The sequence below is a fragment of the Galbibacter sp. PAP.153 genome, assembly GCF_037029175.1.
GTDB lineage: Bacteria > Bacteroidota > Bacteroidia > Flavobacteriales > Flavobacteriaceae > Galbibacter > Galbibacter pacificus.
Genome location: NZ_JAZEUN010000001.1, coordinates 216491 through 230986, shown reverse-complemented (window position 1 = coordinate 230986; position 14496 = coordinate 216491). Strand labels below are relative to the sequence as shown.

Annotated in this window: 17 protein-coding genes; 6 read left to right on the top strand and 11 right to left on the bottom strand. The window is 37.3% G+C overall.

Going from position 1 to position 14496, the window contains the following annotated elements; all coding sequences use genetic code 11:
- Nucleotides 1-63: 63 nt before the first annotated feature.
- The 8 genes from UXI14_RS00845 to UXI14_RS00810 all read right to left on the bottom strand — a co-directional run bounded on the left by UXI14_RS00845 (nt 64) and on the right by UXI14_RS00810 (nt 7992).
- Complete coding sequence (locus UXI14_RS00845) at nt 64-1005, bottom strand: LysR substrate-binding domain-containing protein (RefSeq protein ID WP_277898880.1); 942 nt, start codon at nt 1003-1005, stop codon at nt 64-66.
- Between the two features lie 87 nt (nt 1006-1092).
- Nucleotides 1093-1521: a DUF2141 domain-containing protein gene (locus tag UXI14_RS00840; RefSeq protein ID WP_335964372.1), complete on the bottom strand. Its 429-nt coding sequence runs from the start codon at nt 1519-1521 to the stop codon at nt 1093-1095.
- 107 nt (nt 1522-1628) lie between these two features.
- Nucleotides 1629-2960, bottom strand: a complete 1332-nt coding sequence (locus UXI14_RS00835) for a DUF58 domain-containing protein (protein WP_335964371.1) — start codon at nt 2958-2960, stop codon at nt 1629-1631.
- 139 nt (nt 2961-3099) lie between these two features.
- Entirely contained in the window at nt 3100-4128 is a 1029-nt protein-coding gene (locus tag UXI14_RS00830; protein WP_335964370.1) for a MoxR family ATPase, read from the bottom strand.
- Nucleotides 4129-4133: 5 nt separating this feature from the next.
- Nucleotides 4134-5333 (bottom strand): DUF4350 domain-containing protein, encoded by a 1200-nt coding sequence (locus UXI14_RS00825; RefSeq protein WP_335964369.1) that lies wholly within the window; start codon nt 5331-5333, stop codon nt 4134-4136.
- Nucleotides 5330-6082 (bottom strand): DUF4129 domain-containing protein, encoded by a 753-nt coding sequence (locus UXI14_RS00820; RefSeq protein ID WP_335964368.1) that lies wholly within the window; start codon nt 6080-6082, stop codon nt 5330-5332. Before UXI14_RS00820 ends, UXI14_RS00825 begins: the two co-directional genes overlap by 4 nt.
- A 7-nt stretch (nt 6083-6089) precedes the next feature.
- The gene (locus UXI14_RS00815) at nt 6090-7028 is read right to left on the bottom strand and encodes a hypothetical protein (RefSeq protein WP_335964367.1); all 939 of its coding nucleotides are present in this window, start codon (nt 7026-7028) and stop codon (nt 6090-6092) included.
- Nucleotides 7015-7992 (bottom strand): stage II sporulation protein M, encoded by a 978-nt coding sequence (locus UXI14_RS00810; protein ID WP_335964366.1) that lies wholly within the window; start codon nt 7990-7992, stop codon nt 7015-7017. The genes UXI14_RS00815 and UXI14_RS00810 overlap by 14 nt, the downstream gene beginning before the upstream one ends.
- Before the next feature lie 31 nt (nt 7993-8023).
- Here UXI14_RS00810 and UXI14_RS00805 point away from each other — a divergent pair, with 31 nt between their 5' ends.
- Nucleotides 8024-8767, top strand: a complete 744-nt coding sequence (locus UXI14_RS00805) for an RDD family protein (RefSeq protein WP_335964365.1) — start codon at nt 8024-8026, stop codon at nt 8765-8767.
- Nucleotides 8768-9379: a trimeric intracellular cation channel family protein gene (locus UXI14_RS00800; protein WP_277898889.1), complete on the top strand. Its 612-nt coding sequence runs from the start codon at nt 8768-8770 to the stop codon at nt 9377-9379.
- 344 nt (nt 9380-9723) lie between these two features.
- On the opposite strand, the gene UXI14_RS00795 is transcribed toward UXI14_RS00800, so the two are convergent.
- Nucleotides 9724-10452, bottom strand: coding sequence for a peptidylprolyl isomerase (locus UXI14_RS00795; RefSeq protein WP_335964364.1), 729 nt, complete (start codon nt 10450-10452; stop codon nt 9724-9726).
- Here UXI14_RS00795 and UXI14_RS00790 point away from each other — a divergent pair, their 5' ends adjacent.
- The 4 genes from UXI14_RS00790 to UXI14_RS00775 all read left to right on the top strand — a co-directional run bounded on the left by UXI14_RS00790 (nt 10453) and on the right by UXI14_RS00775 (nt 13021).
- Nucleotides 10453-11094 carry a CoA pyrophosphatase gene (locus UXI14_RS00790; RefSeq protein WP_335964363.1) on the top strand — a complete coding sequence of 214 codons (642 nt, stop codon included), beginning with the start codon at nt 10453-10455 and terminating at the stop codon, nt 11092-11094. It begins immediately after the preceding gene.
- Between the two features lie 58 nt (nt 11095-11152).
- Nucleotides 11153-11956 carry a lysophospholipid acyltransferase family protein gene (locus UXI14_RS00785; protein ID WP_277898892.1) on the top strand — a complete coding sequence of 268 codons (804 nt, stop codon included), beginning with the start codon at nt 11153-11155 and terminating at the stop codon, nt 11954-11956.
- Nucleotides 11957-11983: 27 nt separating this feature from the next.
- Nucleotides 11984-12466 (top strand): YdeI/OmpD-associated family protein, encoded by a 483-nt coding sequence (locus tag UXI14_RS00780; protein ID WP_335964362.1) that lies wholly within the window; start codon nt 11984-11986, stop codon nt 12464-12466.
- A 102-nt stretch (nt 12467-12568) separates the two neighbouring features.
- Nucleotides 12569-13021: a lipocalin family protein gene (locus UXI14_RS00775; RefSeq protein ID WP_335964361.1), complete on the top strand. Its 453-nt coding sequence runs from the start codon at nt 12569-12571 to the stop codon at nt 13019-13021.
- Nucleotides 13022-13039: 18 nt separating this feature from the next.
- Here UXI14_RS00775 and UXI14_RS00770 read toward each other — a convergent pair whose 3' ends face one another.
- Together UXI14_RS00770 and UXI14_RS00765 are read right to left on the bottom strand one after the other, a co-directional pair.
- Nucleotides 13040-13657, bottom strand: a complete 618-nt coding sequence (locus UXI14_RS00770; protein WP_335964360.1) for a hypothetical protein — start codon at nt 13655-13657, stop codon at nt 13040-13042.
- Nucleotides 13657-14151 (bottom strand): sigma-70 family RNA polymerase sigma factor, encoded by a 495-nt coding sequence (locus tag UXI14_RS00765; RefSeq protein ID WP_335964359.1) that lies wholly within the window; start codon nt 14149-14151, stop codon nt 13657-13659. Before UXI14_RS00765 ends, UXI14_RS00770 begins: the two co-directional genes overlap by 1 nt.
- Between the last annotated feature and the right edge of the window lie 345 nt (nt 14152-14496).

Here is a 14496-nt window from a genome sequence, read left to right as displayed (position 1 = left end):
CAAAAAGAGACTATCCTTTTTGGACAGCCTCTTTTTGTATACGGGCTCATTTTTCAATTTCGGTTACTTTTTATGTATCGGACTGATAATTTTTACATTTTGAAAAGCAATGGCTCCTCTTACAACGCCTGAAATAATATCTTTTAATGCCTCGGTAATATGCATTTTTAATTCACTTTTGTGGTAAATTAAACTTACTTCCCTTGCGGGGTTGGGCTCTTCAAAATAGCGCAGGTGCATTTTTTGGGTTTCGCTTATATCAAGCGTATGTAAATAGGGCAACAATGTCATTCCCAAGCCTTCATCGGCTAACTTCATCATGGTTTCAAAACTGCCGCTCTCCAATTGAAATTTATCTTCCTTGAAACCTTTTTTAGACTTGCAAAGGTTAATAACGCCGTCCCTAAAGCAATGTCCGTCTTCAAGCAGTAAAATATCATCAATGTCCAGATCCCCAACTTTTACCTTTTTTAATTGGTTCAGCCTATGGTTATCAGGAACATAAGCAACAAAGGGTTCGTAATATAGTACCCGTTCCTTAATGTTTTCATTGTCCAGAGGGGTGGCTGCTATGGCTGCATCCAAATGCCCGTCTTCTAGTTTTTCAATAAGGGTTTGCGTGTTTTGTTCCTCTATTTTAAGATTTACCTTCGGGTATTTTTTTACAAAATTCTTTAAAAACAACGGTAAAATTGTTGGCATCACCGTTGGTATAATGCCTAAGCGGTATTCGCCGCCAATATACCCTTTTTCTTGGTCTACAATGTCTTGAATTCTATAAGATTCATTAACAATATTTCTGGCCTGCTCAACTATTTTTTGTCCAACAGCCGTTAATTGGATGGGTTTTTTGCCCCGGTCGAAAATCAATATGTCCAATTCGTCCTCAAGCTTTTGTATTTGCATACTAAGCGTAGGCTGTGTAACAAAGCTTTTTTCTGCGGCATGTGTAAAGTTTTGATGTTCTGCAACTGCAAGAACGTACTGTAATTGGGTAATGGTCATTCTTTATAATTTTGGGCACAAAAGTACAAAACTATTAGAAAATTTTATAGTTGCAGTTGTAAATCATTTAAAAACCTAATTATAAACTTAGAAACGGATGTTTAGCGCAAGGTCCTTATTTTCAACAATAAACTTAGCATCGCTAAATTGCGGCGGTCCGTAAATCATTTCATTGTTGGACATGCCATAACTTTCCATGGGCATTCCCCCGGTATCAAAATCCATGCGTTTGTTGTTATTTTCATCGTGTAACGCCAGAATTGCATATTCTCCAGGCTGTACATTTGTAAATTTAACATGGATTTTTCCGTCTTTAATATCACTTTGGAGGTTCATAATACCTTTACCTTTCATGAATGTATCTTCGGTATTTAAGGATAAAAGCACTTTACCATTGTTATTGGTTATGTTTTCTATTACCACATCAATAGTAATTCCAGTGGTGTCTTTAGGAGTTTGTTGGGCGTTCAATGTATGTAAAGTAATGAACGCAAAAAATAAAGCGAGTGTTTTCATGATGTAATTCTTTTTAGATTAATTGATGTCTCAAAGAACTAAAATGAAAAGCCTTGATACTATTTTTAATTACCGAGTTGTTATTTTTTTATGATGAGCTGTTATTTTTAGATAAGTCCACGGGCTTTTATTTCCAGGTATTTGTTAATGGTGTCTATGGTAAGGTTTTCTGGGGTGGTGAGAATGGAGTAGATACCGTATTTTTTTAGCTCGTTTACAATTAACCTTTTTTCAAAAGCAAACTTTTCGGCAATTACTTTGTCGTAAATTTCTTCAATAATATGCGTTTTTTTATTAATGAGCTGGTCGAGTTCAGTATTTTTAAAGAAAACAACCACCAACAAATGGTTTTTGGCAATAGCTTTTAAATAAGGAAGTTGACGGTGAAGGGCGTCCAGTGTTTCAAAATTGGTATATAGAAACATTAAGCTTCTTTGGTTGATGTGGGTTTTTACATCTGCATAAAGTCTGCCAAAATCACTTTCAAAAAAATCTGTTTCAACGTTGTAAAGCGTTTCCAGAATGAGTGTCATTTGGCTATTACGGCGTTCTGCAACCACTGTGTTCTCCACTTTTTTCGAAAATGTAAACATGCCAGCCTTGTCATGTTTTTTTAATACAACATTGCTAATTATAAGGGTGGCGTTAATGGCGTAATCTAAAAGGCTTAGGCCGTTAAAGGGCATTTTCATGACCCGTCCTTTATCGATAACGGAATAGACGGGCTGCGATTTTTCGTCTTGGAACTGGTTAACCATTAACTGGTTTTTCTTAGCGGTGGCTTTCCAGTTTATGGTCCTAATATCGTCTCCCTGAACATATTCCTTAATTTGCTCAAACTCCATGGTATGCCCGATCCTGCGCATTTTTTTAATACCGTACATATGCAGGTTGTTGGAAATGGCCAACAAATCGTATTTTTTAAGTTGAAGAAAGGCCGGATAAGTGGGCACCATAGCCTTATTGTTGTATTTATAACGCTTGCTCACCAGCATCATAAAACTCATTACATACACGTTTAAGTACCCAAAATGGTATTCGCCACGTTGTGTAGGCCTTAATTTATATTGAAAAGTTTGGAATTTGTGTGGCTTTAAGCTCTTGGATAGTTTAAAATTCCTAAGCTGAAATTGTTCGGGGGTCTCATCAATAATAATTGTTTTTATAAGAAAATTATACCGGTTTTCCAGATGGACTAAAATAATGTTCTCATCTCCGTTTGAAAACTTGTCCGGGGTTTCCCTGTGTGCCACCAGCCCTTTTTTAACAAAGAAGAGAATCAATATATCCAACAAAAAGAAAGCTCCTAATGCAAACAGTGCAATTTGCGAAATAAAGAAAAGCCATGGCACAACAAAACTCAATATAAACATCACCACAATAGCACTTGCGAGATAATAAAACCGGTTTTCTATGTATAGGGATTTTATAAATTTCAATGTTTTGTTTGTTTTAGAGTTGAGAGTTTAAGGCTGGCTTCACTAACATCAATTAACAATTAACAATTAACGATTTTCTTTTCCTTTTTCTCTCTTCCATTTTTACTAATAACACTTAACTATTCATCAATTAACGAGATTACCTCGGGATTTCAATTGCTTGAATAATCTGCCCTACAATTTGCTTGGCCGTAATCCCTTCCATTTCCTTTTCGGGGGTAATAATAATTCTATGCTGAATTACAGAAAGCGCAACGGCCTTAATGTCCTCTGGGGTAACAAAATCCCTTCCGTTTATGGCGGCATAAGCTTTAGAAGCTTTTAAAATGGCAATTGATGCTCTTGGCGAGGCCCCCATGTATAAAAATTCATTGTTCCGGGTATTGTTGACAAGCTGTGCAATATATTTTATTAAATGCGGTTCAACAATAATATCGTTTACAATTTTTTGATATTTAACCACGGCTTCCGAAGAAAGAAAAGGGGTAACCTTATCGATTTTTTTGTTTTCCTTTAGTTCATGCTCCCTCTCGATAATTTCAATTTCTTCTTCCAAAGAAGGATAATCAATATCTATTTTAAACAAAAAACGGTCCAATTGGGCTTCTGGCAAACGGTAGGTACCTTCTTGTTCTATTGGGTTTTGCGTAGCCAATACCATAAATGGCGGCGGTAATAGGTAACGTTGCCCGTCAATGGTAATCTGTTTTTCTTCCATTACTTCAAAAAGGGCAGCCTGTGTTTTTGCCGGGGCCCGGTTAATCTCGTCTATAAGCAACATATTGGTAAAAACGGGCCCTTTTTTAAATTCGAATTCCGATTTTTTTAAATCAAAAATAGAAGTCCCCAATATATCCGAAGGCATAAGGTCTGGTGTAAATTGAATCCTGCCAAAATCTACAGTAAGTGTTTTTGCCAATAATTTTGCCGTAATGGTTTTTGCTATTCCGGGCACCCCTTCAATTAAAACATGTCCGTTTGCCAAAAGGGCGGTCAACAACATGTCTATCATGTTTTTTTGGCCAACGATTACTTTTTCAAGTTCCTTTTTTATTTGGTCTACAGACTGTTGAAGCTCGCTTAGGTCGACCCTGTTTTGAAAAGACAGGTCGTCGTTGCTCTTTTGCGGGTCTTGGCTTTCCGGTTGATTATCCATTGATATATCCATGTTTTTTATTTTTTCTGATAAAATTCTTCAATATGTTTATTTAGGTCGATTACATTTTGAGGCGTATGCGTGTCTTTGGATTTTAAAAATACAATGAAGTTTGTTAATTGCTTTATTTTTGTAATATCGGTTCCCGATTTTTGTGATAACTGTTTTATAAATACATCGTTGAGTACTTGTGTATCCAAATGATAATCGCTCCTTATTTTTTCTAAAAAATACGTTATTTTTTTATCTATTATATTGCTGTGGTCCTTGGTTTCGTAATACAAATTGGCCACTGTTTTGGTAAACTGCACGGTGGTATTGGGCAATGGTTTTATAATTTTAATGATCCGTTGCCTCCTTTTGGCATTAAAGAGCATAAAAGTGCTTACGAACAAGAGTGCCAGCAGCCAGGCCCATTTTAAGGATTTTTGACTAAAAACATACCGTAATGGCGATGAAGATATTGTTTCTGAGCCATATTTGTTCTGTGTGTCAAAATATACCGTACCTTTTGGTATATACGATAAAAGGTCTTCTACGTATCTGTAGTTATTTTTCCTCAATAGGTAATAATTGGTAAACAAATAGGGTTGTGTGTGCAAGAACACGGTACCTTTTTTATACTTTATTTTCACAAAATTTATATGGTGTTTCTTAAAGCGCTGATAGCCTAAAACGGTAGTGTTGGCACTGTCCAATTTTTCAAAATAAATATTGCTCAACCCTTTTTCTGTTTTTAAGGAGTCGTTTTTAAAAGCATTGTTGGACAAGGTAAAAAGAGCATCTCCCTTGAAATCGAATTTATTTACTGTTTTAAAATGAAGGCTGTCTTTTAATAGTTGCGGAAATGTTTCAGTTGAAATAAATGCCGTATTTCCCTTTGCCACAAAACTTAAAATTTCATCATAAGAAGTATTGTCAATGTCAAGTGATTGGTCTATTTTTAAATAATTCCCGTTGATGGTGTATGTAGAATCTGCCCAATTGTAATAATTGTCAAAAAACTCAAAAGCAGTTACTTTTATGTCCGTAATGCTGTCGCCTGAAAAAATAGCGGGCAATTCTTGATAAAAAACTTTTAACCCATATGGAATGGTGTGTTTTTCGTTAAAAGTAGGGCTCCAGTCAATGGGTTTTGGCCTGTTCATTTCAAAAATAATGGCCACCGAAAACAGCAGGACCAATATACCGATATATATTTTTAGGGTCTTGCTCACTTTTTAATGTTTTTGATAAAATTTTCAAATCGGTTTGATGCCGTATTGTACTGTTCGGCCTGGATGGAAAACTCGCCGTACCAGATATAATTGTATAGATATGATGCGTAAGAGAATTTCGATTTCAGCTCTTCGTTTTGTAGTTCGTTAAAGTAGTCGCTGTTGGTTTTTTCTACGTCGTATTCAATAAATTCTTTTTCAGAGAGTTCCTTTAAAAGCCATAAATAATAATACCGAATGGCAAGCCTGTAATTTTTAGTAGCGGTCGCCTCTGCAATCAATGTATTAAAATCGGTTTTATATATGTTGCTTTCCACATCTTCAAACTGGATTGTTTTTTTATCGGAACGCTTCCCGAAAACCCATCGTCCTTCTTTATTGAGAACGGCTTTTACAATAAAATAGATAACCGCAAGGACAACCAGAAAGTAAAAAACACGGCTAATAATAGTGGTAAGCCTTCCGGCCTCTACTTGGTTTTCAATGGCAAATAACCTGCCAACAAGGTCTATAAGCCATGCCTTGAACCGGGCAAACCATCCGTTTGGCTTGCTTGTGGTTTCGTATTGATACGCATCTGAATTGTAGGCCTCTTTAAAATCTTCCGAATAATGACGCCGGGACAACGGGGCAGCCTTATCTATCTGCAACGTATCCCGGGAAACCTTTTGCTGGGTTTCCTGCGAAAAGCCCGAATAAATGGCTCCGTATACTATTAGTAAAAATAAAAATAGTGGTTTAAGCTTCATATCTATTTTAAGAGGTTCCTATTTCGTCAATTATGCTTTTGGCATTAATACTTTCTGTATCTTCTTTTAAGCTGAAATAAATTATCCCCTGATTCATTTGAAGAACGGTAATGAGGAATAAATTCAGAAAAAAGGAGAGCACATAAATTGCCGTTATGATGGTTACAAACGGAGCGGTGGTTTCTTGAGATGTGTCTGTATAGCTATCTGCGCCAACCACAATGGCCCCGATGGCAATTAAATAGGGAATCATGGTTATAATGGTCTGTACGGCCTGAACGATAATATAAAACAGGGAAACACAGCCGTTTGTTGCCCAAAACTTTTTAAAGGCCATGGAAAAGCTGTAAGAAAAACAGTCAAAAACCCCTTTATCGGTTTTTAGGTATTCTATAAAGGCAATAAAATAAAACTGTGCCAGCCATGATAGAACAATTAATACCAACGGTATGCCAATTATGGTAACAATAAGTACGGCACATGCAATAAAGGCAAAAATAAAAACCGGAATGGCCAAAAGCAGTCCGGCGAGAAGGTATATAAAAAATTTCCCGGCATTTGCTTTCAGGGCTTTTATAATTTCCTGCTTTGTAAAATTGCACCCTGTATGTTTTTCGTATAAAATAAAATAGATAGGGGTGTAGGCATAGTTTATTATTCCAACAAGCAATATAAGTCCAAAAAAGGCAAGAAACAGCAATAAAAACAATATGGGGTAGTTATCTATAAAGCTGGGAGAAAAAACGCCGTTTTGTGTGCTGTACGAGTCAAAAGTTAAATAGGAAGTATACAATTTTGAAAAAATAAAAACGACCACCAGCAGCGTTAAAATAAAAACGCCGTTTACAATGAAATAATTTTTATAGAAATGTTTTCCGTTTTGTTTTAAAAAAGAAAACGTATCAGAAAAATAATCGCCAAAAGTTCTGGATTTATAGAGTTGCATATGCTTTTTGTAGTTTTTTGTATACAGTTTTTGGGTAAATTAAATAGTAATATGAAATGATGCCCAGCGTAAGCAAAATAATGCCGACAGACAAGAAATGGGGCATGGCATTGGAATAACGTGTAACAAACCCTTCCAGGAAACCTGCCGCAAAAGTAAAGGGGAAGGTGCTTATTAATATTTTAACCCCATCTTTTACACCAATTTTAAACGATTCTTTTCTGGACAGTGTTTTTGGAAACAAAATACTTGCCCCGAGCACAAGCCCCGCAGCACCTTCTATTACAATGGCAAAAATTTCCATTGCTCCATGAATCCAGATACCGCGTATGCTTTCCCATAAAACTCCTTCGGCCTGGAACATATATTGAAAAGCGCCCAGCATAATACCGTTTTGCAATAAAACCCAAGCGGTTCCCAAACCGCCAAAAACCCCATAAATAAAAGAACGGATGCCTACATAAAGGTTGTTAAGGGTAATACCTATAAAACTTCCCCAATTGCTCCCACTTTTATAAATGGCAACAGGATCCCCGTTTTGAATGTTTTCCAAGGTCTTATTTACATAGTCGTCGCCCAATATCAACCTGACAAAAGCATCGTCGTTGGCGGCCGAAATAACACCAATGGCAACAAACGATAAAAATAAAATAAACGCATAGGCCACGTAACGTCTATATTGATAAACAATAAGAGGGACTTCAACTTTCCAAAAAGTTAGAAACCTATTGGTGTCCTGCCTTTTGATCCTGTAAATTTTCTGAAAAGCTTTGGCGGCCAACTGGTTTAAATATTTAATTACCTTACTTTTAGGATAATATGTTTGCGCATATGCCAAATCGTTGATTAAATGTACGTACTGGGAAGCGAGATCGTCGGGATCTTTAAATCTATTATTGAAAATAGCCTTTTCAAAACTGAGCCATTTTTCTTTATTTTGCTTGATAAATGCGACTTCTCTCATGTAGAATAAAAAGTCTAAAATAAGCAAGAAAATGTCAGAGTTACAAATTAACACAACACAAAATGTGAACATAATGTTTACAGCGGCTTCGGTAGGAGAGCGAATTCTGGCATACGGGATTGATTTTCTTATCAAAATAGCCTATGCATCGACAATAGGTTATGTAATATTTAACATGTTGGGGTTGTGGGACATAATGAAACAAATGGACCAGTGGTCGCAAGCGGCTATTATTATTGTTTTTTTACTGCCCATAATTTTTTATACCCTAATTTTTGAATCGGTTTTAGAAGGGCAGACCATCGGGAAAAAAGTAGTAAAAATAAAAGTGGTAAAAATAGACGGTTACCAAGCGTCGTTTCCCGATTATATTGTAAGGTGGTTTTTTAGGATTATAGATATTAATATGATGAGCGGAATTATAGGTTTGGTCTCCATTATAATTAGCGACAAAAACCAGCGCTTGGGCGATATTACTGCCGGGACTTCTGTAATTAGCTTAAAAGACAAGGTAACCATAGACCATACCATTCTTGAAAATTTAAAGGAAGATTACAAGCCCACCTATCCGCAGGTAATAAAACTGTCGGACAACGACGCAAGGATTATCAAGGAAACATTTGAAAGGGCCCGATTGGCATCCGACCATAAAACGATGCTGAAACTAAAAAAGAAAATAGTGGAAGTTACGGGAATCACTCCCGTTCATAATGAAACACATACCTTTGTGAGAATTGTTTTAAAAGATTATAATTACTATACACAACATATGTAAATGTTTTATTATATCATTGATTTATTGGGTACGGTGGCCTTTACCATCTCTGGTGTTATGGTTGCCATGAACAAACGCCTTGATGCTTTTGGCATTTTTATTATTGGCTTTGTAACTGCTTTGGGCGGGGGAACCGTGCGCGATATACTTTTGGGCGTAAAACCGGTTACTTGGTTAATAAATTCTACTTATATGTATGTGGTAATCGGGACCGTGCTCTTTGCCGTTTTTTTCAGAAGTAAATTAAAATACCTTAATATATCGCTGTTCCTTTTCGATACCATTGGTATTGGGCTATATACCGTTGTGGGCGTAGAAAAGGGGATAGCGGCAGGACTGCACCCCATTATGTGCATTGCATTGGGCACCATAAGTGCGTGTTTTGGCGGGGTATTGAGGGATATCCTGTGTAATGAAATTCCCGTGATATTTAGAAAAGAAATCTATGCAACGGCCTGTATCTTGGGCGGGATAAGTTATTTTGTTTTAACACTGTTTAATATTAAAAGCAATATTGTGTTTGCAATTCCCATAATCGTTGTTATTCTGGTGCGGTTGCTGGCCGTTAAATACAAATTGCAGCTCCCGTCGGTTTATGGAAAAGAGGAGTAGAGGTTCAAAGTTGCAAAGTTTCAAAGGTTCGGAGGTTCAGAGAAATGTTAATTGTTATTGGTGAATAGACCAACGAAAAAAAACTGAAACCTCGAATAGTGATAAGGGAAAAGGGGAAAGTGACTAGGGAAAATGTTAATTGTTATTAGTTAATAGGCCAAGTAATGTGAACATCGAAAAAGCGACTCGAAGTGATGAACTTTACTCGTTGATTGTTGTTAGATGAATTTTAAACTTTGAACTCTAAACCCTCAACTCTCAACTCTCAACAAACATAGCTTCATAACAACATAACAGCGTAACAGCGTAACAACTAAAAAAACCTGAAACCAGCACCCGTAATATTATTCAATAATCTCGACCGATTTTATTACAACGTTCGTTAGCGGCCATTCGTCGTCACCGGTGGGCACATTATTTATTTTGTCAACCACGTCCATTCCAGAAACAACTTTGCCAAACGCCGTGTACTTCCCATCCAAATGATGCGCACCATTTTTTGCCGTAACGATAAAAAACTCATAAGGAGAAGCCAGTTTGTGCGGGTTTGCCACATCGTCGCTACTTGGCATGGAAACCGTTCCCCTGCTGTGTGTATAACCTTTTCGGGTATCTGGGGGCAATAAATAAAACCCAATGCTGTCCCTCCGTTTTGCGGTAGAAACCATATCGGTATTTCCTCCTTGAATGATAAAATCCTTTACCACCCGGTGAAAATAGGTGCCGTTAAAATATTCTTTCTTGGTCAAATAAATAAAGTTGGCCCGGTGGTACGGCGTTTTTTCATATAAATCTATTACAAAGCTGCCTTTAGAAGTATGTATGCGCACTTTGTGTTCTTTGTGTTCTTTTTGATATTCAAATAAAAACGGAATGGCATTATCTTCGGTCAGTACAAACCTTTTTTCTTCTTCTTTTTCCTTTTGGGCTTTTTTAATGGCGGCCGAATCTATTTTAACGGTATCTTTTGTTTTTTCTCTACTGGTTCCCTTTTCTTTTTTAGAGGAATTGCCGCAAGCGGATAAAATAAATAGTAGTAATATTGTAAATGCTCTAACGGTATAATATTGCATATGAAGTTTACTGATTTTTACGATTTGATTCCAAAAATAAAAAATATGCCGCTACCCGGGCAAGAATCGCACAATAAAATGGCCCCCGCCATCCGGGTACAGGAACTGGAAAAGTTAAAGCTAGAAAATAAAAACCCACGAAAAGCAGGTGTAATAAGCCTTTTTTATCCAGATGAAGCCCTAGAGACCCGGTTGTTGTTAATTTTAAGGAAGACCTACAACGGGGTACATTCCAACCAAGTAGGTTTTCCCGGCGGAAAGGTAGAGCTATCTGATAAAAACATAGAAGAAACGGCACTTAGGGAAACATGGGAAGAAGTGGGCGTATCGCCCAAAAAAATCGAGCTGGTAAAACAAATGTCTTCGGTGTACATCCCGCCAAGCAACTTTTTGGTACAGCCGTTTATAGGGGTTTCTACCAATAATCTCGTATTTACAAAACAAGACGATGAGGTTGAAGAAATTATAGAAGTACTCTTTACCGATTTTATGGACGATACCGTGGTCTTCGAGGAAAGCTTAACCACATCTTATGCAACAAACATAGAAGTGCCCGCTTTTAAACTTAACGATTATACAGTGTGGGGAGCCACCGCCATGATGCTAAGCGAGGTTAAAGAAATGTTTAAAAAACTATTGTAAGGCTAAGTTTTTGTATTTTTGATGTTTTTTTAACACGCAAACTATTAACTATAACTCAATGGGGTTGTTTAAACGAAATCCTTTCGGACACATATTATTTTTAAAAAAATGGCTTATCCGTATTGCCGGACTTATGACGCACAGGCGTTATCGCGGTTTTAACGAATTGCAGATTGAAGGCTCGGAGGTTATAAAAAACCTTCCGGAAAGCGGGGTCCTTTTTGTTTCCAACCACCAAACTTATTTTGCCGATGTAGTGGCCATGTTCCATGTGTTTAATGCCAGCTTAAGCGGACGCGGAGACTCCATTAAGGATGTAACCTATTTATGGCAGCCAAAACTTAATATTTATTATGTGGCGGCCAAGGAAACCATGAAATCGGGACTGCTCCCCAAAATACTTGCCTATGCCGGATCCATAAGTATAGAACGCACTTGGCGCGCCGGAGGGCAGGATATAAACAGGCAGGTTAAAATGAGCGATATCTCCAATATAAAAAAGGCACTGGAAGACGGTTGGGTAATAACCTTTCCTCAAGGTACAACAAGACCTTGGAAGCCCATCAGGAAAGGGACTGCACACATTATTAAACAATACAAACCTATTGTAATCCCGGTGGTTATAGATGGTTTTAGGCGCTCTTTCGACAGAAAGGGCCTCCGTATAAAGAAAAAAGGCATCCTTCAGTCCATGGTAATAAAAGAACCCTTGGAAATAGACTACGAGAACGAATCCATTAATGAGATTGTAGAAAAAATAGAATACGCCATAGAGCAGCACCCATCTTTTCTAAAAGTTATCCCCGAACAGGCCATTGCAGAAATGGAAGATCTTAACAAAACCAGAAAATGGAAGTATTGATGGATTGCCCGTATTTAAACAACTTGCATGCTTGCATTTAAAGCAACCATAGAAATTATCGGGATTAACCCATTTGTGCATGTTCCTGAAGCTATATTGACGGAAATTTTTAAACAAGCCGGGAAAAACAAAGGCCCTGTTCCCATTCGTGGCACCATTAACAGAAAAAAGTATGTGCAGACATTGGTGAAATATAAAGGCGACTGGCGGTTTTATGTCAACACGGCCATGTTGAAAAATTCTCCGAAACGTATTGGCGAAACCGTTGAAATAACTATTGAATACGATCCCAGCGACAGGACCATCAAGCCGCACCCAAAACTATTGGAGGCCTTGAACAAAGACAAAAATGCCCAAAAAGTATTTACGGGCCTTCCCCCTTCATTGCAAAAAGAAATTGTACGTTATATAGCATCCCTAAAAACCGAGGAGAGCATCCAAAGAAATATAAAACGTGCCATAAACTTCCTAAACGGTAAAGAAAGGTTTATTGGCAGGGATAAACCCTAAATGCTTCATATTATGCCGTGTGGTTGAAAGAAAGTTTATAATTCCCGGTAGTATACCACGCAACCAAAACATAAAAACTTCATCTAAATAAAAAAAAAGGGGATGGAACGTATATTAAAGTTATCCGTTATTATAGTGTATGCAATATTGTTGAAAAGTTGTAGTGACGATGACGACAATGCCACCATAAACGGCAGCTCGATCCATGGAACATGGCAGTTGACCGAAAGCTATATGGATACGGGAGACGGAACCGGAGATTGGGAAACCGCCGAAGGGATTTATACATATACTTTTTTAAAAAATGGCACGTTTACGTCTTCTCAATTCTCTAAATGCAATACGGGCACCTATGTTTTAAATGAAAACCAGTTAACGCTCAACTATGCATGCGATACCCTTGATGAGCCCCTAAAGATTGCCGATGGAAAACTGGTGGCCAAAATAAAGTATAATGAATCCATCTTGGAACTTACCCCTATAGAGCCTGCCTGCGTGGAGGGCTGCGGCTATAGGTTTGAAAAAACCCTCATTACAACAAACGGGGATAAATAGAAGCTGTCCCCGGTGCTTTTAAAGCTCCATTTTCTTGATTTCGTTGTAATTTCTTTTAAGTTTCCGCATTAATATGCCATAAAGAAGGTAATATATCCCTAAAAAGAAACCAATGATAATGGCAGTGGCCAAAACCGATATGACAAAAATAACAAGGTAGTCCTTGGGCGTGGCCTGGGCTGCAAAACTGTTCCAGCCGCCGCTTTGTTGTATATAAAGATAGATAATACTGCCAATAGAAACAATACCCGCAAAGGAAAGGTTGAAAATAATATATTGCCGCACGGTCCTACGGGCCTTAATGATATTTTCCAAAAGCCCTTTAACCGATGAAGTTGTGGAAATACGCTTGTAATTTCTAAAAAACCGAATTATAAAATAGATAATTACCAAGATGGATGCATATGTTAGGTAATTGTATGCAGGGGGCAGGTTCAGCTCTTTCTCAAAAGAGGGGTGGTAAAATATGCCCATTAAAACACCAAATGTAAGCTCTATTACACTAATGTAGAATATCCATTTAACCGATGAGGAAGACTTTTTCCACATCATCATGTAAATATCGTTATAAGATAGCTTGGGGAGTTCCTTTTCCCTTTCTTGCCAGTCTTTCTTTAAAAAATCTAACTCGTCCATCAGGGGTTCAATATATTTTTAAGTTTTGTTTTTATCCTATTCATCTTTACGCGGGCATTTACTTCGGTTATACCTATCGTATCGGCTATTTCTTTGTAATTTTTATCTTCCAGGTATAGAAAAACAAGTGCTTTTTCTATATCGTTAAGCTGTTTAATGGCATCATACATCAGTTGGAGTTGCTTTTCCTCGGTATCGTCGTATTCCTTTGCTTTTACCTTGTAAAGTACAGTGTCGAAATCTTGTGTCTTTACCTGCCGTTTCGACTTCCGGTAGAGGGTAATGGCAGTGTTTAAAGCTATTCGGTACATCCATGTGCTAAACTTGGCATCGCCTCTAAACTTTGGGTAGGCCTTCCACAGTTGTATGGTAATCTCTTGGAACAGGTCGTTGTGGGCCTCTGGGTCATCGGTATATATCTTACATATTTTATGTACGATATTCTGGTTTTCTTCCAATTCACTCACAAACTTATGTTCCAGTTCTTGTGTCACAAATAGGGTTTAAGTGTTTTTTATTTTATTAGTAGCTAAAGGTACAAGATTGTTACAACTTTAATATGGCTTCCTATTAAATTGTATGCTCATGCACTGCTCTGGTATTCTCATGCATTGCTCTGGCATTCTCATGCACTGCTTTTGCATTCTCGTGCACTGCTCTGGTATTCTTGTGTATTGCTTTAGACTATCTGTATGGCTAATTGTTTGTCTTTTGTATATTTTTTCAGTTTTTTGTGCATTGCATCAAAACATTGCCACTATATAAAAGTAATTATTGAAATAATACTTCTTTTATTTTCTTCCGAAGGAAATTTTTAAAAAACGGCCATACAGATGGCC

Bases quoted from the DNA above. Each gene is read 5' to 3' on its own strand.
- UXI14_RS00845 (WP_277898880.1), bottom strand. From the start codon at position 1,005: ATGACCATTACCCAATTACAGTACGTTCTTGCAGTTGCAGAACATCAA.
- UXI14_RS00840 (WP_335964372.1), bottom strand. From the start codon at position 1,521: ATGAAAACACTCGCTTTATTTTTTGCGTTCATTACTTTACATACATTG.
- UXI14_RS00830 (WP_335964370.1), bottom strand. From the start codon at position 4,128: ATGGATATATCAATGGATAATCAACCGGAAAGCCAAGACCCGCAAAAG.
- UXI14_RS00820 (WP_335964368.1), bottom strand. From the start codon at position 6,082: ATGAAGCTTAAACCACTATTTTTATTTTTACTAATAGTATACGGAGCC.
- UXI14_RS00815 (WP_335964367.1), bottom strand. From the start codon at position 7,028: ATGCAACTCTATAAATCCAGAACTTTTGGCGATTATTTTTCTGATACG.
- UXI14_RS00810 (WP_335964366.1), bottom strand. From the start codon at position 7,992: ATGAGAGAAGTCGCATTTATCAAGCAAAATAAAGAAAAATGGCTCAGT.
- UXI14_RS00805 (WP_335964365.1), top strand. From the start codon at position 8,024: ATGTCAGAGTTACAAATTAACACAACACAAAATGTGAACATAATGTTT.
- UXI14_RS00800 (WP_277898889.1), top strand. From the start codon at position 8,768: ATGTTTTATTATATCATTGATTTATTGGGTACGGTGGCCTTTACCATC.
- UXI14_RS00795 (WP_335964364.1), bottom strand. From the start codon at position 10,452: ATGCAATATTATACCGTTAGAGCATTTACAATATTACTACTATTTATT.
- UXI14_RS00790 (WP_335964363.1), top strand. From the start codon at position 10,453: ATGAAGTTTACTGATTTTTACGATTTGATTCCAAAAATAAAAAATATG.
- UXI14_RS00785 (WP_277898892.1), top strand. From the start codon at position 11,153: ATGGGGTTGTTTAAACGAAATCCTTTCGGACACATATTATTTTTAAAA.
- UXI14_RS00780 (WP_335964362.1), top strand. From the start codon at position 11,984: ATGCTTGCATTTAAAGCAACCATAGAAATTATCGGGATTAACCCATTT.
- UXI14_RS00775 (WP_335964361.1), top strand. From the start codon at position 12,569: ATGGAACGTATATTAAAGTTATCCGTTATTATAGTGTATGCAATATTG.
- UXI14_RS00770 (WP_335964360.1), bottom strand. From the start codon at position 13,657: ATGGACGAGTTAGATTTTTTAAAGAAAGACTGGCAAGAAAGGGAAAAG.